At 48.7% G+C, this 23,913-nt stretch carries 26 protein-coding genes; 13 read left to right on the top strand and 13 right to left on the bottom strand.

Annotated features, from left to right (window positions below):
- Positions 1-12: 12 nt before the first annotated feature.
- Together PPA03S_RS11710 and PPA03S_RS11705 are read right to left on the bottom strand one after the other, a co-directional pair.
- Complete coding sequence (locus PPA03S_RS11710; RefSeq protein WP_062322983.1) at positions 13-1,014, bottom strand: sensor histidine kinase; 1,002 nt, start codon at positions 1,012-1,014, stop codon at positions 13-15.
- Positions 1,011-1,721 carry a response regulator transcription factor gene (locus PPA03S_RS11705; protein ID WP_062322982.1) on the bottom strand — a complete coding sequence of 237 codons (711 nt, stop codon included), beginning with the start codon at positions 1,719-1,721 and terminating at the stop codon, positions 1,011-1,013. The genes PPA03S_RS11710 and PPA03S_RS11705 overlap by 4 nt, the downstream gene beginning before the upstream one ends.
- A gap of 233 nt (positions 1,722-1,954) precedes the next feature.
- Here PPA03S_RS11705 and PPA03S_RS33275 point away from each other — a divergent pair, with 233 nt between their 5' ends.
- Positions 1,955-2,197, top strand: coding sequence for a hypothetical protein (locus PPA03S_RS33275; protein WP_062322980.1), 243 nt, complete (start codon positions 1,955-1,957; stop codon positions 2,195-2,197).
- An 18-nt stretch (positions 2,198-2,215) separates the two neighbouring features.
- Here the strand turns inward: PPA03S_RS33275 and PPA03S_RS11695 are convergent, their stop codons facing one another.
- Both PPA03S_RS11695 and PPA03S_RS11690 read right to left on the bottom strand, forming a co-directional pair.
- A complete protein-coding gene (locus PPA03S_RS11695) occupies positions 2,216-3,061 on the bottom strand; it encodes an aldo/keto reductase (RefSeq protein ID WP_062322978.1) in 846 nt (281 codons plus the stop codon).
- A 63-nt stretch (positions 3,062-3,124) separates the two neighbouring features.
- Positions 3,125-4,351, bottom strand: coding sequence for an MFS transporter (locus PPA03S_RS11690; RefSeq protein WP_062322976.1), 1,227 nt, complete (start codon positions 4,349-4,351; stop codon positions 3,125-3,127).
- Between the two features lie 164 nt (positions 4,352-4,515).
- Here PPA03S_RS11690 and PPA03S_RS11685 point away from each other — a divergent pair, with 164 nt between their 5' ends.
- From PPA03S_RS11685 to PPA03S_RS11675, 3 genes are all read left to right on the top strand, one after another.
- Complete coding sequence (locus PPA03S_RS11685; RefSeq protein WP_062322974.1) at positions 4,516-4,911, top strand: winged helix-turn-helix transcriptional regulator; 396 nt, start codon at positions 4,516-4,518, stop codon at positions 4,909-4,911.
- Positions 4,908-5,585: a TIGR00266 family protein gene (locus tag PPA03S_RS11680; protein WP_062322973.1), complete on the top strand. Its 678-nt coding sequence runs from the start codon at positions 4,908-4,910 to the stop codon at positions 5,583-5,585. The genes PPA03S_RS11685 and PPA03S_RS11680 overlap by 4 nt, the downstream gene beginning before the upstream one ends.
- 92 nt (positions 5,586-5,677) lie before the next feature.
- Positions 5,678-6,139 carry a MarR family winged helix-turn-helix transcriptional regulator gene (locus PPA03S_RS11675; RefSeq protein ID WP_062322971.1) on the top strand — a complete coding sequence of 154 codons (462 nt, stop codon included), beginning with the start codon at positions 5,678-5,680 and terminating at the stop codon, positions 6,137-6,139.
- 190 nt (positions 6,140-6,329) lie between these two features.
- Here the strand turns inward: PPA03S_RS11675 and PPA03S_RS11670 are convergent, their stop codons facing one another.
- Positions 6,330-7,304 carry an aldo/keto reductase gene (locus PPA03S_RS11670; protein ID WP_062322969.1) on the bottom strand — a complete coding sequence of 325 codons (975 nt, stop codon included), beginning with the start codon at positions 7,302-7,304 and terminating at the stop codon, positions 6,330-6,332.
- Between the two features lie 110 nt (positions 7,305-7,414).
- Here PPA03S_RS11670 and PPA03S_RS11665 point away from each other — a divergent pair, with 110 nt between their 5' ends.
- The 3 genes from PPA03S_RS11665 (at position 7,415) to PPA03S_RS33665 (ending at position 11,500) form a co-directional block, all read left to right on the top strand.
- Positions 7,415-8,449: an LCP family protein gene (locus PPA03S_RS11665; RefSeq protein WP_326099486.1), complete on the top strand. Its 1,035-nt coding sequence runs from the start codon at positions 7,415-7,417 to the stop codon at positions 8,447-8,449.
- A gap of 244 nt (positions 8,450-8,693) precedes the next feature.
- Positions 8,694-11,288 carry a DUF2339 domain-containing protein gene (locus tag PPA03S_RS11660; RefSeq protein WP_062322965.1) on the top strand — a complete coding sequence of 865 codons (2,595 nt, stop codon included), beginning with the start codon at positions 8,694-8,696 and terminating at the stop codon, positions 11,286-11,288.
- A gap of 74 nt (positions 11,289-11,362) precedes the next feature.
- Positions 11,363-11,500, top strand: coding sequence for a hypothetical protein (locus PPA03S_RS33665; RefSeq protein ID WP_217998934.1), 138 nt, complete (start codon positions 11,363-11,365; stop codon positions 11,498-11,500).
- 184 nt (positions 11,501-11,684) lie between these two features.
- On the opposite strand, the gene PPA03S_RS32810 is transcribed toward PPA03S_RS33665, so the two are convergent.
- Positions 11,685-11,840: a hypothetical protein gene (locus tag PPA03S_RS32810; RefSeq protein WP_157284102.1), complete on the bottom strand. Its 156-nt coding sequence runs from the start codon at positions 11,838-11,840 to the stop codon at positions 11,685-11,687.
- A 224-nt stretch (positions 11,841-12,064) separates the two neighbouring features.
- Here PPA03S_RS32810 and PPA03S_RS11655 point away from each other — a divergent pair, with 224 nt between their 5' ends.
- Both PPA03S_RS11655 and PPA03S_RS11650 read left to right on the top strand, forming a co-directional pair.
- A complete protein-coding gene (locus PPA03S_RS11655; RefSeq protein WP_062322963.1) occupies positions 12,065-12,736 on the top strand; it encodes an FHA domain-containing protein in 672 nt (223 codons plus the stop codon).
- 122 nt (positions 12,737-12,858) lie between these two features.
- A complete protein-coding gene (locus PPA03S_RS11650) occupies positions 12,859-13,437 on the top strand; it encodes a class I SAM-dependent methyltransferase (protein ID WP_062322961.1) in 579 nt (192 codons plus the stop codon).
- Positions 13,438-13,571: 134 nt separating this feature from the next.
- Here the strand turns inward: PPA03S_RS11650 and PPA03S_RS11645 are convergent, their stop codons facing one another.
- Genes PPA03S_RS11645 through PPA03S_RS11635 form a run of 3 tightly spaced genes read right to left on the bottom strand, consistent with a single transcriptional unit; the run spans position 13,572 to position 17,429 of the window.
- On the bottom strand, positions 13,572-15,911 hold the full coding sequence (locus PPA03S_RS11645) for a carbohydrate-binding domain-containing protein (protein WP_062322959.1): 2,340 nt from the start codon (positions 15,909-15,911) through the stop codon (positions 13,572-13,574).
- A 26-nt stretch (positions 15,912-15,937) separates the two neighbouring features.
- On the bottom strand, positions 15,938-16,618 hold the full coding sequence (locus tag PPA03S_RS11640) for a DUF4956 domain-containing protein (RefSeq protein ID WP_062322957.1): 681 nt from the start codon (positions 16,616-16,618) through the stop codon (positions 15,938-15,940).
- A complete protein-coding gene (locus PPA03S_RS11635) occupies positions 16,611-17,429 on the bottom strand; it encodes a polyphosphate polymerase domain-containing protein (RefSeq protein ID WP_062323204.1) in 819 nt (272 codons plus the stop codon). The genes PPA03S_RS11640 and PPA03S_RS11635 overlap by 8 nt, the downstream gene beginning before the upstream one ends.
- 250 nt (positions 17,430-17,679) lie before the next feature.
- Between PPA03S_RS11635 and PPA03S_RS11630 the strand changes: the two genes are divergently transcribed.
- The 3 genes from PPA03S_RS11630 (at position 17,680) to PPA03S_RS11620 (ending at position 20,086) form a co-directional block, all read left to right on the top strand.
- On the top strand, positions 17,680-18,357 hold the full coding sequence (locus PPA03S_RS11630; protein ID WP_062322956.1) for a response regulator transcription factor: 678 nt from the start codon (positions 17,680-17,682) through the stop codon (positions 18,355-18,357).
- Positions 18,357-19,658 (top strand): sensor histidine kinase, encoded by a 1,302-nt coding sequence (locus tag PPA03S_RS11625; protein WP_062322954.1) that lies wholly within the window; start codon positions 18,357-18,359, stop codon positions 19,656-19,658. Before PPA03S_RS11630 ends, PPA03S_RS11625 begins: the two co-directional genes overlap by 1 nt.
- A 176-nt stretch (positions 19,659-19,834) precedes the next feature.
- Positions 19,835-20,086, top strand: coding sequence for a hypothetical protein (locus PPA03S_RS11620; RefSeq protein WP_062323202.1), 252 nt, complete (start codon positions 19,835-19,837; stop codon positions 20,084-20,086).
- A gap of 193 nt (positions 20,087-20,279) precedes the next feature.
- On the opposite strand, the gene PPA03S_RS11615 is transcribed toward PPA03S_RS11620, so the two are convergent.
- Positions 20,280-21,047, bottom strand: a complete 768-nt coding sequence (locus tag PPA03S_RS11615; protein ID WP_062322952.1) for an SDR family NAD(P)-dependent oxidoreductase — start codon at positions 21,045-21,047, stop codon at positions 20,280-20,282.
- Positions 21,048-21,242: 195 nt separating this feature from the next.
- Here PPA03S_RS11615 and PPA03S_RS11610 point away from each other — a divergent pair, with 195 nt between their 5' ends.
- The gene (locus tag PPA03S_RS11610; protein ID WP_062322950.1) at positions 21,243-21,881 is read left to right on the top strand and encodes a TetR/AcrR family transcriptional regulator; all 639 of its coding nucleotides are present in this window, start codon (positions 21,243-21,245) and stop codon (positions 21,879-21,881) included.
- A 16-nt stretch (positions 21,882-21,897) separates the two neighbouring features.
- On the opposite strand, the gene cobA is transcribed toward PPA03S_RS11610, so the two are convergent.
- The 3 genes from cobA to nirD are packed head-to-tail and all read right to left on the bottom strand — an operon-like array spanning position 21,898 to position 23,901.
- Entirely contained in the window at positions 21,898-22,668 is a 771-nt protein-coding gene (cobA, locus tag PPA03S_RS11605; RefSeq protein WP_062322947.1) for a uroporphyrinogen-III C-methyltransferase, read from the bottom strand.
- Positions 22,665-23,546, bottom strand: a complete 882-nt coding sequence (locus PPA03S_RS11600; RefSeq protein ID WP_062322945.1) for a formate/nitrite transporter family protein — start codon at positions 23,544-23,546, stop codon at positions 22,665-22,667. The genes cobA and PPA03S_RS11600 overlap by 4 nt, the downstream gene beginning before the upstream one ends.
- Positions 23,547-23,583: 37 nt before the next feature.
- Positions 23,584-23,901, bottom strand: coding sequence for a nitrite reductase small subunit NirD (nirD, locus tag PPA03S_RS11595; protein ID WP_062322943.1), 318 nt, complete (start codon positions 23,899-23,901; stop codon positions 23,584-23,586).
- Positions 23,902-23,913 lie beyond the last annotated feature (12 nt).

The raw sequence follows: 23,913 nt of genomic DNA, 5'->3' as shown, positions 1-23,913 counted from the left end.
ATTACATTTAGCTTACATCGATGTAAGCTTGACCGCAGTCAGGAAATAAACCCGCACCCGGGTGCCAACGTCAACGGTAGAATCGATCTCCAGCTCGTGGCCCAGCCGGTTGCAAACTTCTTGCGCCAGATGCAGCCCCATTCCCGTCGACTCCCTGAACTTGCGGCCGCTCTCACCAGTGTAGAACGGCCGAGTCACCCGCTTTAAGTCGGCTAGAGGAATGCCGATGCCTTCGTCTGCCACCTCCAGCACTGTCTTCGCGCCTTGCCGCCAGGCGCGAATGGCGACGGTCCGGCCGCAGCCAGCAGAGTATTTGATCGCGTTCGACAGCAATTGGGTCAACACGAACCCGATCCACTTCTCGTCGGTCGGCACCGTCAGTTCGTCGTCTATCTGAACTTGAGGGTATAGATTATTGACAATGAACAGCCGCTTGTGTTCATTGACCGTTTTTCGCACAACACGCTTAAGTGGCACATGCGCCGCTTGGAAATCTTCCTCAAACGTCTCCAGACGGGTCGCGTGCAGCACTGTCTCTAGCCCCCACTGGATTCGGTCTGCTTCGTCGCGGATGTCGACCTGCCGCCGGTCGCTCTCGTTTTCGGTCAGCAGGTGGATAACCGAAAGCGGCGTTTTCATCTGGTGGACCCATTGGGTAATGAATGTCGAATGCTCACGGCGGCGCCGCTCCATCTCCATGATACGAGTCATGTACAGTGCATACTGCGCCTGTAGCAGTTGGTCGACTGCCTGCGCGATGGGGGCACTGCTGCCGGAACCAGCCGCCGACTTATCCAGCTCGTTTAGCGGCTCCGCAAGCCGATCGTACATCTTGCGATGGCTGATATAGCGCCATCCGGTATAAGCTAGCAGGGTGACCATGCCAAGAAATATCGAATAGAGGGCGGTGTACACGTTGCGATAGCCGTCAAGCCAGTAGACCGCCACAACCAGCGTCAGCTGAACAAGATGCATGACAAATAGGGGCCAATGCTCGCGAATCAGCAGCTTCATTTGGATTCACCCAATTCGTCCGTTTCCAGCACTAGCTTGTATCCGGACCCGCGCACCGTCTCGATGCTACCCGCAACTGCGATCTCCTGAATTTTCTTGCGGACACGCGCGATGTTCACGTTCAGTGTGTTCTCGTCCACGAACTGCTGGTCGTCCCACAGCCTATCCAGCAGCGCTTCGCGGGTAACGACCAGCGGGTAGCGCAGAAGCAGCAGGTCCAGCAGATCCGCCTCCTTGCGCGCCAATGCGACAGTCGCGCCCTGCCACTTCAGCTCCAGCCGATCCGGATAGAGGGCGAGCCCGCCTCGCTCGACCATTTTTTCCCGCGCATCCCCCGCATATTCGCCGTACACCCGCCGCAACTGGCTGCGCACCTTGGCAATGACCAACTCATGGTGAAACGGCTTAGTCATATAGTCATCAGCTCCGTACTCCAGCGCCATTACCTGATCCATATCGCCTGATCGGGCGCTGATGAAGATGATCGGACAGGTGGACACTTTGCGGATCTGCCGGCACCAGTAATACCCGTCGTAACTCGGCAGATTGACATCCAGCAGTACAAGATGGGGCTCGTAATGTTGAAACTGCGCCATTATATCTTCAAAATCGTCCGCATACTGCGCTGTTAAGTTGTACTTTTCCAGACAAGCCTGTAAAAGCGAAGCCAAATTCGGATCGTCCTCCACAATCCATATGCGATACATTGCAACTCTCCTCCTCTGCGTCATCGTGTTCATAAGAAGCGCAGCTTGTTTGCTCCACTTGCCCCTGGCGCGGCATACCCGCTCGCAGCCGAGGTAGTGAATGGGGCGACTGTCTCTATATTAACATAAACATAATTGCTGATAATCGTTACAAGCCCATCGAACCTAAGGGATACGAGAACTAACATCATTCGCTACAATGGATATAATTTACTGACGTTAACCTTAAGGATTTGGAAAGCGAGGCAGCTAAGATTCAGCAGATCGTAATAAATGGTGAAACGAAAACCTTCAAATGGGGCAATGTAACAAATCCCTCCTTTTATCCTCAAGTATCGGTCGTTGATTTAGATGCAGATGGGGAAGATGAAGTTGTCATTGTTCTGATCCACGTCACGTCAAAAAACCTCCAACTCTCGTACATAATGAGAGTTGGAGGTTTTGCCCTACTTATTTTTGCTGTAAATCAACCCTGAATCATGTGGAAACTTCAATTAGAAATCAAAGTTGTCCGGGTCAGGTCCTACGCGAACATCTTCGTTCAGCGCGCTAATACGCTCCATCTCATCATTGGTCAATTCGAAGTCGAAGATGGAAGAGTTCTCGACGATACGTTTCTCCTTGGTAGACTTCGGAATCGTGATAACACCGTTCTGCAAGTCCCAGCGGAGGATGATTTGTGCTACCGATTTACCTTTCGCAGTGGCAATCTCGGTCAGGACCGGGTTGTCCAGAAGTTGACCCTGCATCAGCGGGGACCAAGCTTCCAATTGAATTCCGTTTTTCTCACAGAATGCTTTAAGCGGGGCCTGAGTCAGACGAGGGTGGTACTCCACCTGATTGATCACTGGTTTCACTTCGGCATCCTGCATCAGATCTTCAAGGTGATGAATCTGGAAGTTACTTACGCCAATGGCTTTAATGCGGCCTGCTTTGTACAGCTCTTCCATCGCTTTCCATGCGCCTTTGTACTTGCCTGCTTTTGGCCAGTGAATCAAATACAGGTCCAGGTATTCCAGTCCAAGTTTGTTCAGCGTTGTCTCATATGCCGCAAGCGTCTCTTCATATCCGAGATCTGCGTTCCACACTTTGGATGTAATGAACAGATCTTCACGTTTCAGATTATTTTCTGTCAAAGCCTCAGCGATCGCTTGACCTACTCCGGATTCGTTGCCATATATAGCGGCTGTATCAATACTGCGGTACCCGTGAGCAATCGCCTGTTTAACGGCCTCGATGAGTTCGGCTCCTTCTTCTACCTTAAATACGCCAAGTCCGAACCAAGGCATATGAACGCCGTTATTCAATGTAACTGTAGATTGTAAATGTTGTGCTGTCATGTGAAATCCTCCTCAAATTTGGTATCCATTATATTTGTATTGCTTTTCAGTCTTGCCCGCATATTAGCCTGCTGTTCTGACTGAATCTGTCTCCGTCTCTGATGGAGAATAGGGGTCTCTACGTTCGAGTACTCTTGCCCAACCGGTCAGGAGAACGGCAGCCAGAACCATAATAGCACCAACCCATGTGGTATGAATCAGACCAATCGAGTCGGTAATTATACCACCCAAGTATGCGCCTATGGCAATACCTGCATTAAAGGCCGCGATGTTAAAGGCAGAGGCGACGTCTTTGGCCTGCGGTGCGAAACGTTCCGCAAGCGTCACGACGTACATCTGAAGCCCTGGCACGTTCATGAACGCAAGCAGACCCATGCCGAGAATGGTAATTAATGCGGCCAGCTTGAATGGAACTGTGAAATAAAGTATGCCCAGAATAACGGTCTGAATGATAAACATATAGAAGAGCGCTCGGAGCGGATTACGGTTAGCCGCTCTTCCTCCGATAATATTACCGATGGCAATGGCAATTCCGTACAGCAGCAGAATTCCCGCGACTGTTTTCTCGGAATAACCGCTGATATCATGCAATAGTGGAGACAGGTAAGTGAATACGACGAACGTACCCCCATATCCAACAGCAGTAATGACAAAAGCCAACAGCAGCCGCCCGCCCGTTACCAGCTTCAGCTGTTCTCGGAATGCCGTCCGTGTACCGCGCTGCAAGGTGGATGGCACCAGAAGCATGTTGCCGATGAAAGCAAGCACACCTACGACCACGATCAGAATGAAAGCTGCGCGCCAGCCCCAGTTTTGACCGATGAGTGTACCCAGAGGCACTCCAGTCACCGTCGCAATGGTCAAGCCGGAGAACATGATGGCAATGGCGCTTGCCCGGCGGTTTGCAGGTACCAAGTCTGCCGCAATGGTGGAACCAATGGACATGAATACCCCGTGTGCCAGAGCGGAGACGATTCGCGCAATGAGCAGCATGGTAATTCCGCTTGAGAGCGCCGCCATGGTGTTGCCAGCGATAAAAACAACCATGATGGCAAGCAGCAGCGTCTTCCGTGACACTGTTGACGTCAATGAGGTCAGGATCGGTGCCCCGAAGGTTACGCCTAATGCATATAAAGTAACGGTCAGTCCCGCTGTCGTTACGGAAATGCCCAGGTCATCTGCAATGAGGGGCAGCAGTCCAACGCTGATAAATTCAGTGGTGCCGATGGCAAACGCACTGATTGCCAACGCCAGCAGTGCCCACGTACTGCGTTTTGAATCTTGAATCATTTTTTGCTCAACTCCCCAGAATGTAGATTTACGTACCGGCAAATGCTATTATGAATTATTCAATATAAAATGAATAGTACGTACTTTTTAGTACCCTACGTACTTTTTGGTGCCTATATAGCATTCTTCTTAGGTCATTTGAATATAAGGGGAGGACATTCAGCATGATTCGAAAGAAATATAATATATCAGTTGAAGCGACGCTTGAAGTCATAGGAGGCAAGTGGAAATGCGTTATTCTGTGTCATCTGACACATGGCAAAAAACGTACCAGTGATCTCAAGCGTATTATGCCCGCAATTACGCAGAAGATGTTGACTCAGCAGCTGAGAGAGCTTGAAAATGACGGGATTGTGAATCGTATCGTTTATAACCAGGTACCTCCCAAAGTCGAGTATGAACTGAGCGATTATGGCCGGAGTCTGGAACCGATCCTGAATGCACTGTGCAACTGGGGAGATCAGCATATTATCAAGGAATACGGAGACAAATCCACGGTGTTGGAGGATAATGGACTAAATGATTTTAACTCTGTAAACAAGGAGCTGATGAAGCCATGAACTATGAAATTTTATATGATGGTGCATTTGCAATGCTCAAGGTTCACTTGCAACGGGGAGAACGGTTCAAGGCAGAAAGCGGGGCTATGGTATCCATGACGCCAACCGTTGATCTGAAGGGATCTGCGGAGGGTGGCATGTTTGCCGGATTCGGACGAATGATCAGTGGCGAAAAATTCTTCTTTCAGGAATTGACGGCTGCTGGAGGAGCTGCGGAAATTTTGCTCTCGCCATCCACCATGGGAGATGTTGAGGCCATTGAATTGGATGGCTCCTATTCGCTCTACGTACAGAAAGATGGATTTCTGGCTGGAACCGAAGGCATTCAGGTAAATACCAAAATGCAAAACCTGAAGAAAGGCCTCTTCTCGGGAGAGGGTTTCTTTATTATAGAAATCAGCGGGCGAGGAACCGTGTTCTTGTCCTCCTACGGTGCAATCCATGCGATCCATCTGGCTGCGGGTGAAGAAGTAATCGTGGATAATGCCCATCTGGTGGCATGGCCCAATTATATGGACTATCGCATTGAGAAGGCATCACAAGGGTGGTTATCCAGCGTGACCAGTGGAGAAGGACTGGTATGCCGATTCCGGGGTGAGGGAGTGGTCCTGATCCAGAGTCGTAATCCGCAGGGATTTGGACAATGGGTGAAACAATTTATTCCTTCGCGCTAAGTATTCCCTCTAAAATGTACAACGTTGAAACGGATTCGCTTCAACAAACGTTATTTAGATTAAGCCCAAGGTATCAACGATGGAGGTATATTATGGAAATCTCACGATATAAAAACGCACAAGACAGTCCAGGTTACCTGTTATGGCAGGTTACAACGATGTGGCAAAAGGAAATGCGCAGGGTGCTGGAGCCCCTCGGATTGACACAACCCCAGTTTGTTTTATTACATGCCTGTGTGTGGCTGAATGAACACGATCAAGAGGGGAAAGGGGTAACCCAAGTCCAACTTGCCCAATTCGCCAACGTGGATGTTAACGTGACTTCCCAGGTGCTTCGTACTCTTGAAAAAAGAGGGCTGATTGTCCGTAATCGTCATCTGACCGATACGCGTGCTAACATTATTACAACCACGCCGGAAGGAACGCGATTGGCACTTGAGGGGATCGAATTGGCTGAGGCAGCAGACAATGTATTTTTCGACCTTCTAAGTGATCGGAAGGAAGAATACATGGAAATCATGCAGACATTTATCAAACATAAATCAGATCGTTAAGTCATAGCGATTTTTTTCTATATCCGATTAAACTACAGAATGTAGTGGAATTGGGACTAATTATAATATGTGGATGTGAATGCGGCATTCAAAATGAAAATATAAAAGAATATAAATCAACCAACAAACAAAAAAATCCCAAACAAGCCTCCCTCAGACTTTTACGTAGGGAGGCTTGTTTGGGATTGTATTAATCTAAACGGTACGTGGCAAATGGCTCACCATGACGGAACGAACTGCTAAGTTGATCCAGCTCGGCGATCATGTCATTGGTTAGTTTCATGTCCAGACTTGCGAGATTATGCTCCAGCTGTTCGGGACGGGTAGCGCCGACAATTACGGTTGAAACGGCAGGTTGTGCCAGCAGCCAGGCGAGTGAAAGTACACTTGGGGAGCAGCCGAATTCGGCTGCTTTTTGGCTCACTTGTACACCTAAGTTAATGTTACGCTCAAGCAGGAATCGGTTGAAGGATGGATCGGTATCTGCCCTGGAACCGGATGGTATGCCTGCTTCGCCCGTGTACTTTCCGGTTAGAATGCCGCCAGCCAGCGGGAAATACGGAATGATGCCGACGCCCTGGTCGAGACACATCGGTACGAGTTCAAGCTCGGTTGTGCGATCTGCCAGCGAATAGCTGGTTTGGGTCGAGATATAACGTACATATCCTTTTAAGTCGCTGGTGCCTAGAGCTTTCATCAGCTCCCAGGCCGCATAGTTGGAGGCCCCGATATAACGGACTTTGCCGGAAGTAACCATATCGTCCAAAGTGCGCAGCGTCTCATCCAGCGGTGTGTGCGGATCAAAGGTGTGGATCTGATACAGATCCACATAGTCCGTTTGCAGACGCCGCAGGCTATGCTCAAGCTCTTGCTGCAAATGATAGCGGGAGGAACCGCGCCCATGAGGACCCTCATGCCGGGGGAGTCCGGCTTTGGTCGCAAGCACAGCGTTTTCCCGTCTGCCTCTCAGGGCTTGTCCGATAATCCGCTCCGATTCTGTTCCGGCATAGATGTTGGCGGTATCCACAAAGTTGATTCCCTGATCCAGTGCGGCATGAATAATGCGGGTGGAAGCCGCTTCATCCGCTCGTTTACCGAATGCATTGGTACCCAGTCCGAGCGCTGACACACGCAGACCGCTGTTGCCCAAACGTCGATATTCCATCGTTTATCGCTCCTTTAGTGTCATTTGTTGTATAGCAGATTATAACGTAATCTATTGAAAACGTGTTATTAATATAGTTAAATGATTCTAAGACCGTTATTAAAGGAGATATGATGGAGAACAGTGCCGTACATTTAACCAGACGGAAGCCCAAGAAACCGAAGAAGAGATGGAAGAAACCTTTGATGATCATCCTGAGTACTTTGATTGTGCTGGGAGGACTCGGATTTATCTATCAAAAGCAACTCGTCGTGTTTGCATTTAACCTGTTTGCTTCGGAAACTGTAAAGGAAACGCTCGATGAATCTTTCAAGCCAGTCGGCGACAAGGATGCTCCTGTCGTGGAACATACCGACCCATTCTCACTGTTGCTGCTGGGGATTGACCAACGGGATAACGAACCAAGCCGTTCAGATACGATCATCTATTCTGTCGTTCGTCCGGAAGAAAATAAAGTGCTGCTGCTCTCGATTCCACGTGACTCCTATACCGAAATTGTCGGCCGGGATGTGAAATCCAAGATTAATTCAGCCTATGCCCACGGCGAAGCCAAGATGGCGATGGATACGGTAGAGAAGCTGCTGGGGAACAAAGTAGATTTCTACGCTGCCATTAATTTTAACGGACTCAAGGATATTGTTGATGCGGTTGGTGGTGTGGAGCTGCCAATCAAGAAGAATATTGAGAATAAAATGAAAATCCATGAGAAGCTGTTTGTGGAAGCGAACAAACCGATCTACAGCGGTGAAGAAGCACTGGGCTATGTGCGTTACCGGGAAGATTCCGATTTTAACCGGACGATGCGTCACCGGATTTTCCTCAGTGCCTTCATGAATCGTGCGCTGGAGGTCAAAAATCTGACCAAGATCCCGGACGTGATTCAGATTGCAGGATCGAATTTTACAACCAACATGAACTCGGATTTCATCGTGAAGTTTGCCGAGTCTCTATATATGAAAGACACCACGCCAGCCATCAGCAATTACATGCTGAAGGGTGAGGGTGCAACGCGCAGCGGAACATGGTACTATGATCTGTCGGAGGATGATCTGCAATATGTGCGGGGCATGATCACCAATTGGCTGGACCCGGATGCTACAGAGATTATGGAGCCGGAGACGGCGGATACGAAAGATCCTGCGTAAGCATCTGAGGCTCATATGATTACCGGAAGTTGTACATGTGCAGAATGACTATACCAATGAGTTAGAGCCCGGGAAGCAGACGCTTCCCGGGCTTTTTGTATGTGAGTATCTTGTATAAATCGCGTAGTGACTTCCAACCTGGTAGAGAACGGTTGAAATGATTCCATTCCTTAAACCCCATTTTAAAGCATACATATAGTAAAATATAGGAAGGTAGTTCAACATCAACCAACGGAGGAAGCTCATGAAAGAGTTCAAGGAACGGCTTCACCAGGTCCAGGAACAGCAGAAGCAGCTGGTAAAGGAATACAATGCGCTGCTCCAGGAGTATCAATCCGATGATCTAATTGTGCAGAATGAACAGCTGCGAGCGCAATATGAAGCACATCAACTCAAGCTGCAACAGCTTGAAGTACGCTCACGCAAAATGGAAGAAGAGAATGCCCGTCTTCGCATGGCTCTGTCCGAACAGATGCTGGATGAGAAATTGAATCTAATTCGCGTATCTCAGGAGAAGATGGAGACATATTTTCGTGGAAAGACGAGTGTACATAATGATCGGCTCGCGGCGCATGAACATCGTGCCAAAGTGAATTTGAATGCCATATTCAACAGGGCTTCAGAGGAGCTTCAGGATGATGCCAATGAGATCAAGGAACGAATTGCTTATTTGGCTGCTGAGGTCCAGGAACGAATAGAGGCACATAGACAGATCCTGTGGGAAAGGGAAGAGGCACTGCGCGGACAGATGCAGCAAGGATACGAGCATATGGCGGAGGAAGGCCTGAGTGAAGAAACCATACAGCGGCGTATTCGCCAGAACCGGATGGAGATGAAGATTGGCCTGAGCTGGATTAACAAGGTCGCCATCCTGCTTATTATTCTTGGCGTTGGTGCGGCATTTCGGTACTCATACGCTACTTGGTTCAACGATGAGATGAAAGGCGGGGCTTTTTTCCTGCTCGGTGCACTGATGCTTGCCGGAGGGGAATATCTGTTTCGCCGCAAAAGGCAGACATTTGCGATGGGCCTGCTGGGCGGCGGCATTTCCGTTTTGTTTGGCTCCATCTTCTACAGTTACTTTCTGCTGCATATTATCGGGTTATACACGGGGCTTGGCCTGTCGGTATTGGTGTCGGCGATATCCGTGCTCCTGTCCTTAAGGTATCAGTCCAAAACGATCTGCTCGCTCGGATTGGTCGGAGGGTATCTGCCGTTCATTTCCTACCTGATTTACTTCGGGCTTGAAGGTTCGGCGGTATATGTTGCGATGATCTATCTGTTACTGCTGAACGGAATTATTGTATTCATTTCATTTGGCAAACGGTGGCCGATTGTGCATTATATCAGTTTTCTGTTCAATACACCGTCGATGCTCATCCTGTTATGGCTCTCGCCAAGTGAGAAGATCGGCATGCTTTACTCCATGGTGACGTTTGCATTATATCTCGGCATTACACTGGCGTATCCATTCAAACACCGGATGAAGTTAACCTGGTGGGACTTCGCACTGCTGGCCATGAATACGAGCATCAGCTGCCTGATGTTGTATGTATTGTTCGATGCAGAGGGATGGAATGACGCACAGGGCTTGCTTGCTTTAATTTTCGCTCTGGTCTATTTCGGGCTCGCCCGGTTTGTCCAGCGGAGGATGCCTCAGGAAAAGCAGACTCTTCTATTGTTCTACGTGACTTCCCTGACCTTTGCCATTCTGATTATACCGTTCCAATTTGGTGCAAAATGGCTGTCCATGGGCTGGCTGATCGAAGGGGTTCTCCTGGTTACACTTGGTCATCTGAAGCGGTTCAAGTTGGTGGAGCGTGCAGGTTGGGGAATCGTGCTTCTGTGCATGTTCATCTTCGTCTATTATGATGTGCTGGCCATGTATATGATGGGTGAACGGACGTACTTCATGCTAAAATACACCTGCATCACGCTCGGCGCGCTGCTTATTACGTTATATTACGCCTTGGATCGCACTCGCAAGGACTCTATATCCAGGGAGAAATACCATTACAGCTTGACAGAGCTCGGTTTTTTGAATGCATTCAAGTATGTCGCACTCGCCAATCTGTGGTTATACGGACTGTATGAGTCGAATGAATTGTATATGAAAGCCGTTGATGACTCTTTCTTGTTATACCTGTTCTACAAGTGGTTGATGTTTGCTGCACTAACCATCGCTTTGGCCTACGGATTGGGCAAAGTGAAGCTGCTGCGTGACCGGATCGTGCAGTATTATATCACCTTCCTGCATGCCGTAGGCTGTTGTATCGCACTGGCGGTTACGCTGTCCATGCCAGCGCTTCAGTCGGATGTTCAGCAGCATACCGCAGCCGAAATTGTAGGCTTGCTTGTATTAATTATCTTTAACGTGGGCGTGTTCTTTGCAGGAAGGGATCTGCTGATCGCGGCAATCCGCGGGCAGTTCAAGAGCATTGAGTGGTATCCGGTGATCGCAGGGGTCTATCTGCTGGGTGTCATCACGGTATTCCTGACCATTCAGTTTCAGTGGGGTGATGTGGGGCTGCTGTTCAGCCTGATCTATCTGCTGCTTGCGATCCTATACATTGCCTATGGGTTCCGGAGAAAATATGTGATGATTCGGCGCCTCGGTCTTGGCCTAACGTTGTTTTCCACTGGGAAAATGGTGTTCTATGACGTGGGACTGCTCACATCCGGCAGCAAGATCATTGCCTATTTCAGCTTTGGTGTACTGCTGCTCGGGATTTCCTATCTGTATCAGAAGGTGTCGAGCCGGATGGAAGAAATACAGACCAAGGAGCTACTTCAGAAGGATGAACCGAATTTATCTGACGAAGATAAAGATAGCCTATGATGCTGGAAGACCGATGCAGCGTTCACACTCATGTGGGGAGGGCTAGAAATGGGATTAGACCTGAGTATCATGTTATGGCAACTGTTATGGATTGCTGGCCCGGTAGCTCTCATTGTGTATGGTTGGCGGAAATGGGGTACCAGAAAAAAGCGGCGCTGAAGGCAGTTAATTCCGCAGCAACATCGCCTTTGACTAAAGTCGTTATGGAATGAACTGACCGGTATTTATATCCTAATTGCATTAAAAATGAGGCTCTTGAGCGCTGACTTTCTAGCGTTCGGGAGTCTTATTCTGATTCCTAATGATGATCTGATCTTCATTCAGCAGCGGATGGCCCGACATAAGATGACATTCATGAAACGTTTTTTGCGGTAATCGCGTTATAATAGAGTAGAATTAAGGCTGAATCTTCATTTGTAACCACGAGGTTTCGGCAGCTGATGTGCCTTTTAGCGACGCGCTGCCATCATCGTTCATACGAGATAACACGCTTAATGTTATGGACAGGGTGAAGGCAAGCAGCACATATATGAAAATACTTTTTTTATTCATAGTGAAGTACCTCTCTTGTTGATTGGGCTAAAGCATGCATACGACCGTTATGAGAAAAAAGGCACAACGTCTGGTATAGTAGAGAAAAGCATAAAACGATGCCTGTATACACTATATAAATTGTTACGGATGCAAACAATGGAACAAATCTGATGAATTTATCATTATTTATGAACGAAAGCGCTCATAGAGATAGAGTGATATGTTGAAGGTGGGAGAATAACATGCGGGAGACGGCAAAAATCGTCATTCGTACACCAGGGCAGGAAAGTGACGGTTCTTTCGCTTATGTCGGCCAGGGTCGCACCATTACAGTGGGGCGTTATACGGGTGGAGATGAATTGGACTTGTCTGTCTACAATCAGTTGATATCGAAGCGGCATTGCCGCATTCATTATGATGTCCAGCACCAGCTGTGGATTGAGGATCTGGATAGCAAAAATGGAACGGAGTTGAACGGGCAGCGCCTCGTTCCCTATGAGAAATATCCTTTTGCCGAGGGGGACAGCCTGACGCTGGTCAACGGCTTGATTCAGCTTCGCGTAGAAGGGGATCTCGAAGAAACGAGAGAATATCGGATATCCGATCTGCTTGGCGAGGGCGTGCGATTACAGGATCACCTGCAAACCGTGCAGATTGGAGAAGTGGAGATCCCACTGTCCAAGAAGGAGTACCAGCTGTTCAAGCTGCTGTACAGCCAGTTGGATCACTTTGTGACACGGGAGCAGATTGTCGGCCAGGTGTGGCCGGAGCGAAGTATGCTGGAGAGTGAGTCCGTAGGGATTGACGAGATTAACTCGCTGATCTACCGGACGAATCGCAAGCTGGGGGTTCATTTTACAATCAAGTCGGTGTACAAAAAGGGTGTATACATGAAGTCTCATGTACCGGACTGAATCTAAGCCAAAAACTATAGCAAAAGGAGCTTCTGCCAAAGTCGTTTGGACCTGGGGAGGCTCCTTTTGTTATGATAAAAGTGCAAATGCTGCCTCTTAATTAAATCCAAAGGGTTGAGGTTATGTTGATCGTTCAATGTATCCCATGGCTGATTGCTGTGGTGACACTTATAGGTGTGGTATCCATCGTGCTGGTCAGTTGGAAAAATGGAATCTCACCGATGCCGACATCTAGCCTTGTCAGACAGACAGTCATTCAGGAGGTCAACCGTATTCCCGGTTACGGCGATGTCATTGAGGCAGGCTCCGGGTGGGGTACGCTGGCACTAGCTGTGGTCAGGCATTGTCCAGGCAAACGGCTTACGGGGATTGAAAATTCAATCATTCCCTTATGGGCCTCACAATGGCTCGCCTTTCTAAGCGTCCGCTTCCGGCGAGTGAAGGGAAAGCGGCATTCTCTGGAGGGGCGGCTGCGATTCATCCGGGGCAATATCTATACCCGTTCCTATGAACATGCAGATTGTGTGATCTGTTATTTGTTCCCCGGTGCGATGGACCGGCTCGTGGACAAGTTCAATCGGGAGCTGCCACCGGGAGCGAAGGTGATTAGCGTCTGCTTTGCACTGCCGGGAAAAGTGCCGCTCCGGACAATTACATGCCGGGATACGCTGCGTACCAAGGTATATGTATATACGTTTTGAGTGCTAACGAACCTACCGCATCTTAAAAGGTTGATAATCAAGGGATGTCCCCTGTCATCTTCATGACGTATGGGACATCCCCTTGTTTTGTATAATCGCTTATTTAGATTGGCTTTTATGATCTGAATCTTAACTTATTTCGAGGTATCCGTGGTCCCTGTGGTGTTGGTCGTTGTACCGGATTGAGCTCTGTTTCTTACGCCTCCGAATCCACCTTGACCGCCACCGCCGCCAGGACCACCCATACTGCCGCGACCAGAAGCGGCAGTCGTTACACCGGATTCATTTACCCAGGTTACAGTGCTTGTGGATTGGAAGGCAACCACTTTGGTCCCACCACTATACGTTCCGTCTGTATAGAGTCCATCCACTGCTTTGCCCGTCGAAGTTCCGCCGGAGTAGATCACATAAGAACCGTCTTTTTTCAGATCCGTGGAGCTGACAACCACTGTTTGATAATCCTTCGCTGGAGCAAAGGTCAGAATGTTGTTTCCTTCGCTGTCTTCCACATGTACCAGTGTTCCTGCTTTTTGTGTTTCAGGGAACGTCATGGCAATGGTATTTTGAGTCGAGGCTTCCGATGTTGCCTGAGCCATACCGGAGCTGCCGGCTGAAACGAGATATCCGCCGCTGATCTCGAAGTTACCGTCATAATCCAGTGCTCCGTTACCATTGTCAGTAGGACCGATCACAATAACGGTTCCGTCTGTCATGAAGATGGAGCCGTTCGAATCCAGTCCATCGCCGCCAGCATTTACAGTGAGGGAACCGCCGTTGATATGAAGCTCACTGTTTCCAGCGGATTCACCCGGCATGCCGCCTGGAGCACCGCCTTGTGGGCGAGTGTTGCTATTCGCATCTGTACTTTGATTGGACTGATCCGTAGTTGATGTGGTGCCAGTCGTCTCTGTAACAGAAATGTTGGAGACGGCAGTTGTATCTGCTTGAGTGCTGTCATCGGCAGTAGTTGCTGCATCCGCATCAGTTTCAGCGTCAGCTGCAGTTATATCACCGGAAGCATTCACGCCATCATCCGATGCAGTCACATCTACATTCCCATCGTTCAGGGTGATGATTGCACCTTCAAGACCTTCATAACTTTTGGCAATCGTGATGGTTCCGCCGTTAATGGTAAGCGCCTGATCGGCATGAATGCCGTCATCACCCGATTCAATGCTGAACTTGCCGTCATTGATAATCACATTGTTGTTGCTGTGCAGGGAATCATCCATGGAATCGATCGTATACGTACCACCATTGACGGTAAGGTCTTTCCCCGCTTTAAGTGCTTTGGCACTTGTGGACTCTTCTTCCGTTGTCGTGGTAGCTGTATCAGCATCCGAATTAGAATCCGGCGTTGCTGAACCATTGGAATTAGCAGGTTCTGTTGCATTCGCGGAGCTGGTTGGTGCTCCACCAGTTGCATTCGTTCCGTTATTGCCCGGCATATCGGCAGGTGGTTCTCCATCCGGTGGTGTACCCATATCGGTTGGAGGTGTACCGCCACCCCATCCACCGCCACCAAATGGCCCTTCTTCTACTTTGGCTGGCGCATTGGCGCTACCCCCTGCGGTTACGATGTTATAAGTGCCGCCATCTGCCACCAATGCGGTTTCGGCTTGAATACCGTCGCTGCCGCTCTGGATGTTAAACGTACCACCAGCAATGGCAACGAAGCCTTTGGCGGTGTCGGTATCGTTTGTCGACTTGATGCCATCGCCTTCTGAATCAACAGTAATCGTACCGGCTTGGATCGCGACCATATCTTTGCCTTTGATGCCGTCATCTGCGGACTTAACGTTAATCGTGCCACTAATGATTTTCAGATCATCTTTGCTCGTAATCCCTTCATTGTAGTTACCTGTTACTGTCAGTTTGCCTGAACCATTGAACGTCAGGTTGGCTTTGCTGAAGATAGCTGCATCCGGTTCATCTGTTGTCTCATCGGCATATACATAAGTTTTGCCATCCGAAACTGCGTTTTCTGTTCCTTTTTCCAATGTAATTACGGCTTTTCCCGCTTTCTGGATATCAATGGCTGCACTGTCGTTATCATGAATCGTTGCCCCGTTTAATACGAGATGTACGGTGCCCTTATCTGCGACATTAACTACAATCTGTCCATCGGTAAGCTTGCCACTAAGAACATAGGTACCCGCTGCAGAGATCGTTACCGATCCATTGGCTGCTTTTGCACCCGAACCTGTGATAGAGGCGGTCGTCCCGTTCAGCTTGATCGTTGTGGAATCTGTTGCACTCCAGCTTACATTGGTATCATCGGCATCCATAGAGACCAGATCGGCGAATCTGACTGAGGTTTGTTCGCTGACGGTTACTGTTTTGGTTGTTCCTGTCGTTGACACTGCGGCGTTTGCAGTGCTGCTGGTTGCAGCCGGACCGCTGCAAGCTGTAACCATTGCCGTAATCATCGCTATGGACCACAATTTACTGCCAGTTATGATTTTCTTTTTCATATTATATCGTTCCCTTCGAATTCAAATTAGTATTCTGGTGTTGGACTCATGGTTAACGAGATATCCAGATTTCCGTTTCGTGTACGGATCGCATCCAGGAATTCCTTTTGGCTTACACTTTCGTGAATGGTAACACTGTAGACTAGCTCGTACAGACTGCCGAGTTCGGTTGTTCTGATTTTTTTGAGATCAAAAGGTACGTTGAATGTATGGAACACCTCGTTCAGTGCTTCTTCATAGCTCAAGTTTTCCGGAATGGTTACTTTCAGCGTTTTTTGCTGGGCTTTCTTCCCTCCGAAGTTGAATCGGCTCAGGACAAACATCAATACACACAGGATGATGGTAAACAGTACCGCATATCCGAAAGCACCTACACCGCAGGCCAGACCGGAAGCCATGGTGAACAGGACGTAAGCAATATCCTTCGGGTCACCAGGCGCACTTCTGAATCGAATGATGGAGAAGGCACCGGCCAAGCTGAATGCGCGAGCAATGTTGCTGCCGATCAGAAGAATGATAATGGCGACAATGACCGGAAGTACAACCATGGTTAATGTGAAGCTTTGTGAATAGGTGGTCTGATTGGTCTTCATGTACGTCAGGCTGATGATGACCCCCATGATGATGGCAAGACCGATCGTTAGAATCGCATTCGTAAAAGTTAAAGTGGTGTCAGTTAGGGCTGAGCTAAAAATGGAATCAAGCATATACTGCACGCTCTCTTTCTGTGATTGTTTTTTCCTGTTCTATGGATGGATTGAAGTCTGTACCTGGCACGAGTATACGTTCCGTTTGGTAATTCAGGTTCGTTGTTCGGGCCAGATGCCTATACTCATTGCCGTATTTCGAAAATCCGGTGCGATATAGGCCATGTTCGGACAGGAGTTGGGAAAGCCACATCGGAACGGTTTTCTCGGCTTTGACTTCCATCAGCCAACGTCCGTCTTTCACCAGCGGTTCACCGTAATCTCCCTGCTCCAGCTTCAGATCGGTTCTGCGGCTCCGGATGTTGGTGTCAAAGGTGATGCGCAGGTCGCGGCTGTTTTTGTCAAACAGCGCTTTGCGTTCATAGGCCAAGTACACTTTGGGTTCCAAATCGTATAGTCGGAGGAAGTATTTAATCTCTTCAACAACCTGTTTGTTCATATAATCCGCCAGCTCCGGTGCCTGTCCGGTACGAACGAATTCGTAGGCTTCCTCCAGCTTCAGCGCTGTTCTGCGTTTGTTCACCAGGCCGAATACTTTCTTTTTGATCTCCAGATATACCTTCGCATTCTCTTCAGGTACTCCGTAAGCCCGCAATCGCAGCTTTTCCTTATATTTGGGCTTGGAGAGACTGGCGCGGATCAGGGAATCCTGGGGCGTATCGAAGTACAGGTTGCTGATGGAGTAAAACTCATGTTTCTTGTTATAGGCATCCAGCTCCATATACTTCAGCAGCTCAGCGTAAAAGTTCTCGTACTGCATGTCCGTCAGGAGATACTTGCTCTCATATCGGTTGAATACTTCAATGGCCATTGGGGTCAGTCCTTTCGTCATGTTTTGTATGTTTTGTCTCATCGTGTATTGCTTCCATGTCTGTATCTTAGAGCGCCAACCTTGAATGAACCTTAAATGATTTTACATTCCGTTAATCTTTTTTTACCTTCCTTTAATAGTTCTCCGAAAATAATGAATTAAGATTGATTCAAGGTTCGGTTGCTACAATCGTTGGTATAATAGATCGACATATAACGAAACCAATTCATGCAGAGGGAATGAAGAACCGATGAGAATACTTATTGCGGAAGATGAGGTTCACTTGGCGGAAGCCGTGTCACAAATATTGAAGAAAAACAATTACTCCGTTGACATGGTCCATGACGGAAGTAAGGGACTGGACTATGCGCTGAGCGGCATTTATGATCTGCTGCTGCTTGACATCATGATGCCGGAAATGGACGGGATTACGGTATTGAGAAAACTGCGCAGTGAAGGCAACCATACGCCGGTTATTCTTCTGACGGCCAAAGGTGAGTTGTCGGACAAGGTTACCGGGCTGGATTATGGAGCCGATGATTATATAGCAAAGCCCTTTGCCACGGAGGAATTGCTCGCCCGGATTCGGGCAGCCCTGAGAAGAAAGGGAGAGGTTGTACCGGAAGATGCACTGAAGTTTGGAGATATCGAACTGAACACGACGCAGCTGAAGCTGAGTGTTCAAGGCAAGGAGATTAAGCTGAATCTGAAGGAAAATGAACTGCTGGAACTGCTAATCACGCGCAAACAGGCCATTACTTCCAAAGAGCAGATTATCGAGAAGCTGTGGGGATTCGATTCGGAAGTGGAATATAACAACGTGGAGGTGTACATCTCGTTTTTGCGTAAAAAGTTGACCTTCTTGAACTCCACAGTTCGCATTAATACGATTCGTGGGGTGGGGTATGTACTTGAGGTGACGTCCTGATGTTCAAGAAACTCAGAAATCGATTTCTGATTGTGAACCTGGTATCCATTTCAATTATGATGCTGGTTGCTTTTGCAACAATCTATATCATTACGTACCAGAATGTACAGCGGGAAACCAACATGGAGCTATTCAAAGTATCGGATTTCTATCATAATCCTTACGGTTCCAACAAGGTACCGCGCGGGGATCAAGGGAATGCTGGAGCAGGATCACCACCATCCGATTCTGTTGGAAATGGGGCGCCGGGAGGAGCTCCGAACTCACCGCCCGGGCGCTCCATATCGTTTATGATCAAGACGGACAGTGCATGGAAGATCACGGATACGAACTCCAGGTTTGATATGGAGGAGACGTTCTATACCGAGGCACTGCAAAAGGTTGATAAAGTTAACGACGGGGATCGAAAGACTGGCCAATTTTCACTGGATGGGACAGCTTGGGCTTATGTGATTGACCCAAGTAGCAATGGGCACATGATTGTTTTCATTGATGTGACGGCTCAACAGGGTATTCTCACAAACCTGATCTATACGTTTGCAGTTGTCGGATTGGTTATGGTTATCGTCATCTACTTTCTAAGCCGCTATTTTGCCAATCGTTCCATCGCCCCGGTGAAGGAAGCGTTCGAGAAGCAGAAGCAGTTTATTGCCGATGCCTCGCATGAACTGAAAACGCCGCTTGCAATTATTAACACCAATACAGATGTCCTGCTCGCGAACCGGGAGGATACGATTGAGAATCAGGCCAAATGGCTGCATTACATCAAGTCAGAGACGGAACGCATGTCTGGACTGACGAATGATCTGTTGTATCTGACTCAAATTGACGATTCGCGTGCCTCGATGATTCACTCCCGATTTAATATGAGTGATGCAGTTGAAACGATTATTCTGACAATGGAAGCGGTCATTTTTGAGAAAAATATATCACTGGATTACAGCATTGAACCACAGCTCATGGTTCATGGGAACAGCGAACAGATTAAACAGGTCATTTTGATCCTGCTGGATAACGCCGTGAAATACTCCAGACCCAAAGGATCGGTCAACGTATCGCTGAAGAAACAGAACCATGAGGTCGTGCTGGCAGTTTCCAATACAGGGGACGGCATCGCGCCGGAACATCTGGACCGGATTTTTGACCGATTTTATCGTACCGATGCCTCCAGAGCACGCAAACATGGGGGACACGGACTTGGTTTGGCGATTGCGCGTTCGATTGTGGATCAGCACAAAGGCGAGATTTATGCTCGCAGTGTTGTAGGTGAAGGTGCGACATTCTACGTCCGCTTGTCCTAAAGCTGAAGATATAGTTGATTACAATTGCGGAATACGGGACTGGAAAAAGAGTTAACGCTCGTCAGGCATAAGTTCTGCCTGTAATGGGTTAACCTATGCTACAATGGCAACAGTATGTATGAATCAAGGAGCTGACAGAGAACGTGACTGAAACAAATGCGATTAACGAACAGGAAATGATGGAGTATATTGCGAAGAAGACCAAGGCGAGCCAAGCGAATATCGCCCTTGTTTTGAAGCATGAGCAAGCGTACATTAACAAGGCGCATGAAAATGCCAAAGGTGACGTGGATATCGACGGTGATGATCTGGCCGACTATATTCTAAGCCGCAAAGACGTGAAGCTGGATGAATTGACCGTTGAAGGCATTCTGGATGCCGAGATGGACTACTTGATGGAAAAAGGCCATGCAGGATACGTGGATTAAGAAGGCAAACATCTAACGAACCTGATTGAGGCTATTCAGGTGGGTTTTCGGTGCTATTCAGACTTCCTGGATTCTTTAGAACCAGTTAGTAAAAAGACCTCAACCTCCACGTTATAGTGGTGTTGAGGTCTTTTCTAGATTGTACTGACCGGCTTCGCGCACGTCCTTTCGGATCGCCCAACGGTGCCGCTTTTTATTGACCCATCATACCGCCATCTACAGTGTAGAGCGAAGCTGTCACATACGAAGCCTCTTCGGACAACAGGAAGTTCATGATCGCTGCGACTTCTTCCGGCTCACCGTACCGGCCCATCGGAATGCTCGCTACGGTAGCGGATTGATAATCTTCCACATTACCGGAGTTTGCTTCGATTTGACGCATCATGCGTGTGTTGATCGTTCCTGGCAATACGGCGTTAACCCGGATACCGTAAGGCGCAAGTTCATTGGCTGCTGTACGGGTAAGACCAACAACGGCATGTTTGGACATGATATAAGGAGATACGGCAGGAGCGCCCATTAGACCTGCGAGGGAAGACGTATTCAGAATTGCACCGGATTTTTGTTTTTTCATGACCGGGATCACATTCTGCAAGCCAAGGAATACGCCGCGCACGTTGACGTTATATACAAGGTCGAGTGCTTCAACGCTCAGGTCTTCGATTAGCCCCGTCGGACCTTCAATCCCGGCATTGTTGGCGAAATAATCGATTCTGCCAAATGTATCAAGCGCTTGCTGAACATAGTTTTTTACGTCTGCTTCCTGAGACACGTTCGCTTTTACCGCAATGACGTGTTCTTTGTCGAGACCCAGATCTGTGATCGTTTGCTGAATGGCTTCTTCGTTCAGATCGACCAGCACCAGATTAATTTTGCGTTCAGCGAGACGACGTGCCAGTTCTTTACCAATGCCTCCGGCTGCTCCAGTAATGACGGCTGTTTGGGTATATGCTGTACTCATGATTTATTCGCTCCTTATGAATGGGGATCAGGTTAATGAAGAGAAAACATTCAACCTGTCGTCTATCGTTCCTGTCTTAATGTTAAGATATACATAGGAATGTGACAATCATCATTGACAGCGCATATGTCTGCTATCGGACAGAGATGTAAGCGGTGTTCAATTAGGTTACAATAATGGACAAAGGAGGTGGAAATGTTGATTATCGAACATCCTCAGGATCGGAGAGCACGAAGAACGCAGGATGCCATCATTGCGGCAGCGGTTACATTGATATTGGAAAAGGGAGCTGACGCCGTCACCATCCGGGATATTACGGAGCGGGCGGACTATAACAGGGGAACTTTTTATTTGCATTTTCCTGGCAAACCGGAGCTGCTGCAATTTATTTTGGATGATTTCATGCAGGGTGTGGGACAAGCTTATGCAGAGCCTTACGCGAAGTTGAAGGAAGTGGATATGACGGCATTGCTGCCATCCACGATGCCGGTGTTTGAATATATCGAAGCTCATCAGGATATTTTTCGGGCCTTAATGATGATGCACAGTGATATGGCTTCCCGGTTAAGTAACATGTTCCGCACCTATCTAACGGAAGACTTCATTCTCGTAACTGAAGACAGTGAGTACACCATTAATTATGACATCATGCTGAGTTATCTTGTTTCTGCAACGGTTGGTGTCATTATGCACTGGGCCGAGATCGGATTCAAATATTCGGCACATTACATGGGAGAGCAGCTGACAGCATTAATTAACATCAAACCGACCCGTCTGCTGATTGAACCAGGGCAGAAGGGTCGGACGATTCATGAACGTATGATGTTGGATTAGATAAGGTAGATTTCAGTTACCCTGTCAGGGAGGTGTTGGCCGCCAGCTGTAGTTGAAGGACCTGTTCACGTACACGAACAGCCTCTCCAATCATGATTAACGCCGGATTACTCACGTTCTGCGACAGGGCGAGTGAATGAAGCTCGGCAAGTGTACCTGTAATAATTCGCTCCTGCGAGGTGGTGCCTCGTTCAATCAGCGCTGCTGGTGTGCAGCCGCTTTTGCCATGGTGAAGCAATTCGTGCTGGATCTGGGGCAGTTGACTGATGCCCATGTAGATCACCAGAGTGTCTACACTATGGGCGAGCAGGTCCCAACGGACAGAGGATACGTTTCCGTCGCTGCCGGTTCCGGTTACACATGCGAAGGAGGAAGCCACTCCGCGATGGGTTAACGGAATAAAAGATGAAGCGGATGTACCCACAGCTGAAGTGATGCCCGGAATGACCTCGAATGGAATCCCGGCTTGTGCAAGGACAATAGCTTCCTCACCTCCACGCCCAAAGATGAATGGATCGCCGCCCTTGAGTCGAACCACCTGTTTACCTTCAGCGGCATGCGCAGCCAGTATGCGTCCGATCATTTCCTGAGTCATTGCATGCAGACCCGGAGCTTTGCCGCAGTAAATGCGGAGCGTTCCTTCACGGGCCTCTGCGAGCAACTGATCACTAACAAGTCGATCATACAGGATGACATCTGCGGACTGGATACGTTTCAGAGCTTTTACCGTAATCAGCTCCGGATCTCCAGGACCTGCACCAACGATACTTACCAGACCCTGGCTCATGATCGTGTCCCCAGCTTGGATGCAGTATCAGGGCTGGTCAGTCTCGAACGGCCGCCTGGAATGGTTGCCAGTGTGGATGAAAGCTTGGCAGGACTTCCCCATCGATGAGCTGCATAAAGGCCAAAGCCTGTAAATATGGCTCCGCCAATGAAATTGCCCGCCAGCACGGGAATCTGATTCCACAGCCACCAGTCTCCAATACTGACATCAGCACCCAGCATCATGCCTGCCGGAATGACAAACATGTTCACTACAGCGTGTTCGAAACCTTGTGCGAAAAATATAGTAATGGGCAGCCACATCGCCGCAATTTTGCCGAGGGTAGAAGTGGAGGTCATCGCCATGACTGCACCGAGAGTAACCATCCAGTTACATAGAATGGCTTTGATAATTACAAGAGCAATACCTGCTCCGCCCAGGTGTTGATACCCGAGTGTTTTGGCTTCACTGGTCTGGATTAGCGTTTGGATGAGCGGATTGCTCATATCCGTCCCCATTTTGGTGAGAGTCAGCCCATATAATAGAGCATAGAATAAACATCCGATCACATGGCCTGCAATGACCCAGAAGTAATTGCTCAGCATATCCGTCACACTGACTTTGCGCTTCATCACCGCGAGCGGGATTAGGGCAAAGCTGCCGGTTACGAGTTCAAGCCCCAGCAGAATGATAATAACGAACCCTGCCGGGAAAATCAATGCACCTGCCAAACCAACGGAAGTTTGAGATACAGCGGTATACGCCAAGGTCGTTGCAAAGGCAAGGATGGCTCCCGCCAAAAAACCTCGGATCAGCATCTGTACCCGGTTCATTCGGGCTTTGCTTTCTCCTGCTTCGACCATCGATTGCAGCACTTCTGCCGGTTTAACAAAATCCATAGCGTACTCCTCCTTGATGTCAGGGTAACCTTATCATTTAGCCTGCAATGGTAATGTAGATTTCTCCGCTGTTTCCGTCCACTTCTGTCGGGTACGTGTTCAGGCAACCTTCATCCGGTTCGTGTACCTTGCCGCTGCGAAGATCAATCTTCCAGTCATGAAGGGGGCAGTGGACTGCCGTCCCGCATACCATGCCTTCGGACAGTCTGCCGCCTTTGTGGGGGCAGCGATTCTCTACAGCGCGCAGACTTCCGTCACTCAGTTTGAAGACGGCAATTTCGGTATCCTGTACCTTAAATGTTCGTGAGCCCTTTTCATCAATATCCGCAAGGTGTCCAATTCGCAATCGGTTCATCGCTGATCCTCC

Source organism: Paenibacillus pabuli NBRC 13638, from assembly GCF_001514495.1.
Taxonomy (GTDB): domain Bacteria; phylum Bacillota; class Bacilli; order Paenibacillales; family Paenibacillaceae; genus Paenibacillus; species Paenibacillus pabuli.
The sequence above is the reverse complement of the archived record's forward strand: the minus strand, read 5'-3'. Positions and strand labels throughout refer to the sequence as shown.

Coding starts and splice junctions, on each gene's coding strand:
- PPA03S_RS11710 (WP_062322983.1), bottom strand. CDS start 1,014: ATGAAGCTGCTGATTCGCGAGCATTGGCCCCTATTTGTCATGCATCTT.
- PPA03S_RS11645 (WP_062322959.1), bottom strand. CDS start 15,911: ATGAAAAAGAAAATCATAACTGGCAGTAAATTGTGGTCCATAGCGATG.
- PPA03S_RS11655 (WP_062322963.1), top strand. CDS start 12,065: ATGCGGGAGACGGCAAAAATCGTCATTCGTACACCAGGGCAGGAAAGT.
- PPA03S_RS11680 (WP_062322973.1), top strand. CDS start 4,908: ATGAACTATGAAATTTTATATGATGGTGCATTTGCAATGCTCAAGGTT.
- PPA03S_RS11665 (WP_326099486.1), top strand. CDS start 7,415: ATGATGGAGAACAGTGCCGTACATTTAACCAGACGGAAGCCCAAGAAA.
- PPA03S_RS33665 (WP_217998934.1), top strand. CDS start 11,363: ATGGCAACTGTTATGGATTGCTGGCCCGGTAGCTCTCATTGTGTATGG.
- PPA03S_RS11690 (WP_062322976.1), bottom strand. CDS start 4,351: ATGATTCAAGATTCAAAACGCAGTACGTGGGCACTGCTGGCGTTGGCA.
- PPA03S_RS11625 (WP_062322954.1), top strand. CDS start 18,357: ATGTTCAAGAAACTCAGAAATCGATTTCTGATTGTGAACCTGGTATCC.
- PPA03S_RS11685 (WP_062322974.1), top strand. CDS start 4,516: ATGATTCGAAAGAAATATAATATATCAGTTGAAGCGACGCTTGAAGTC.
- cobA (WP_062322947.1), bottom strand. CDS start 22,668: ATGAGCCAGGGTCTGGTAAGTATCGTTGGTGCAGGTCCTGGAGATCCG.
- PPA03S_RS11620 (WP_062323202.1), top strand. CDS start 19,835: ATGATGGAGTATATTGCGAAGAAGACCAAGGCGAGCCAAGCGAATATC.
- PPA03S_RS32810 (WP_157284102.1), bottom strand. CDS start 11,840: ATGAATAAAAAAAGTATTTTCATATATGTGCTGCTTGCCTTCACCCTG.
- PPA03S_RS11695 (WP_062322978.1), bottom strand. CDS start 3,061: ATGACAGCACAACATTTACAATCTACAGTTACATTGAATAACGGCGTT.
- nirD (WP_062322943.1), bottom strand. CDS start 23,901: ATGAACCGATTGCGAATTGGACACCTTGCGGATATTGATGAAAAGGGC.
- PPA03S_RS11660 (WP_062322965.1), top strand. CDS start 8,694: ATGAAAGAGTTCAAGGAACGGCTTCACCAGGTCCAGGAACAGCAGAAG.
- PPA03S_RS11705 (WP_062322982.1), bottom strand. CDS start 1,721: ATGTATCGCATATGGATTGTGGAGGACGATCCGAATTTGGCTTCGCTT.
- PPA03S_RS11615 (WP_062322952.1), bottom strand. CDS start 21,047: ATGAGTACAGCATATACCCAAACAGCCGTCATTACTGGAGCAGCCGGA.
- PPA03S_RS11670 (WP_062322969.1), bottom strand. CDS start 7,304: ATGGAATATCGACGTTTGGGCAACAGCGGTCTGCGTGTGTCAGCGCTC.
- PPA03S_RS11675 (WP_062322971.1), top strand. CDS start 5,678: ATGGAAATCTCACGATATAAAAACGCACAAGACAGTCCAGGTTACCTG.
- PPA03S_RS11610 (WP_062322950.1), top strand. CDS start 21,243: ATGTTGATTATCGAACATCCTCAGGATCGGAGAGCACGAAGAACGCAG.
- PPA03S_RS11635 (WP_062323204.1), bottom strand. CDS start 17,429: ATGGCCATTGAAGTATTCAACCGATATGAGAGCAAGTATCTCCTGACG.
- PPA03S_RS11630 (WP_062322956.1), top strand. CDS start 17,680: ATGAGAATACTTATTGCGGAAGATGAGGTTCACTTGGCGGAAGCCGTG.
- PPA03S_RS11600 (WP_062322945.1), bottom strand. CDS start 23,546: ATGGATTTTGTTAAACCGGCAGAAGTGCTGCAATCGATGGTCGAAGCA.
- PPA03S_RS11650 (WP_062322961.1), top strand. CDS start 12,859: ATGTTGATCGTTCAATGTATCCCATGGCTGATTGCTGTGGTGACACTT.
- PPA03S_RS11640 (WP_062322957.1), bottom strand. CDS start 16,618: ATGCTTGATTCCATTTTTAGCTCAGCCCTAACTGACACCACTTTAACT.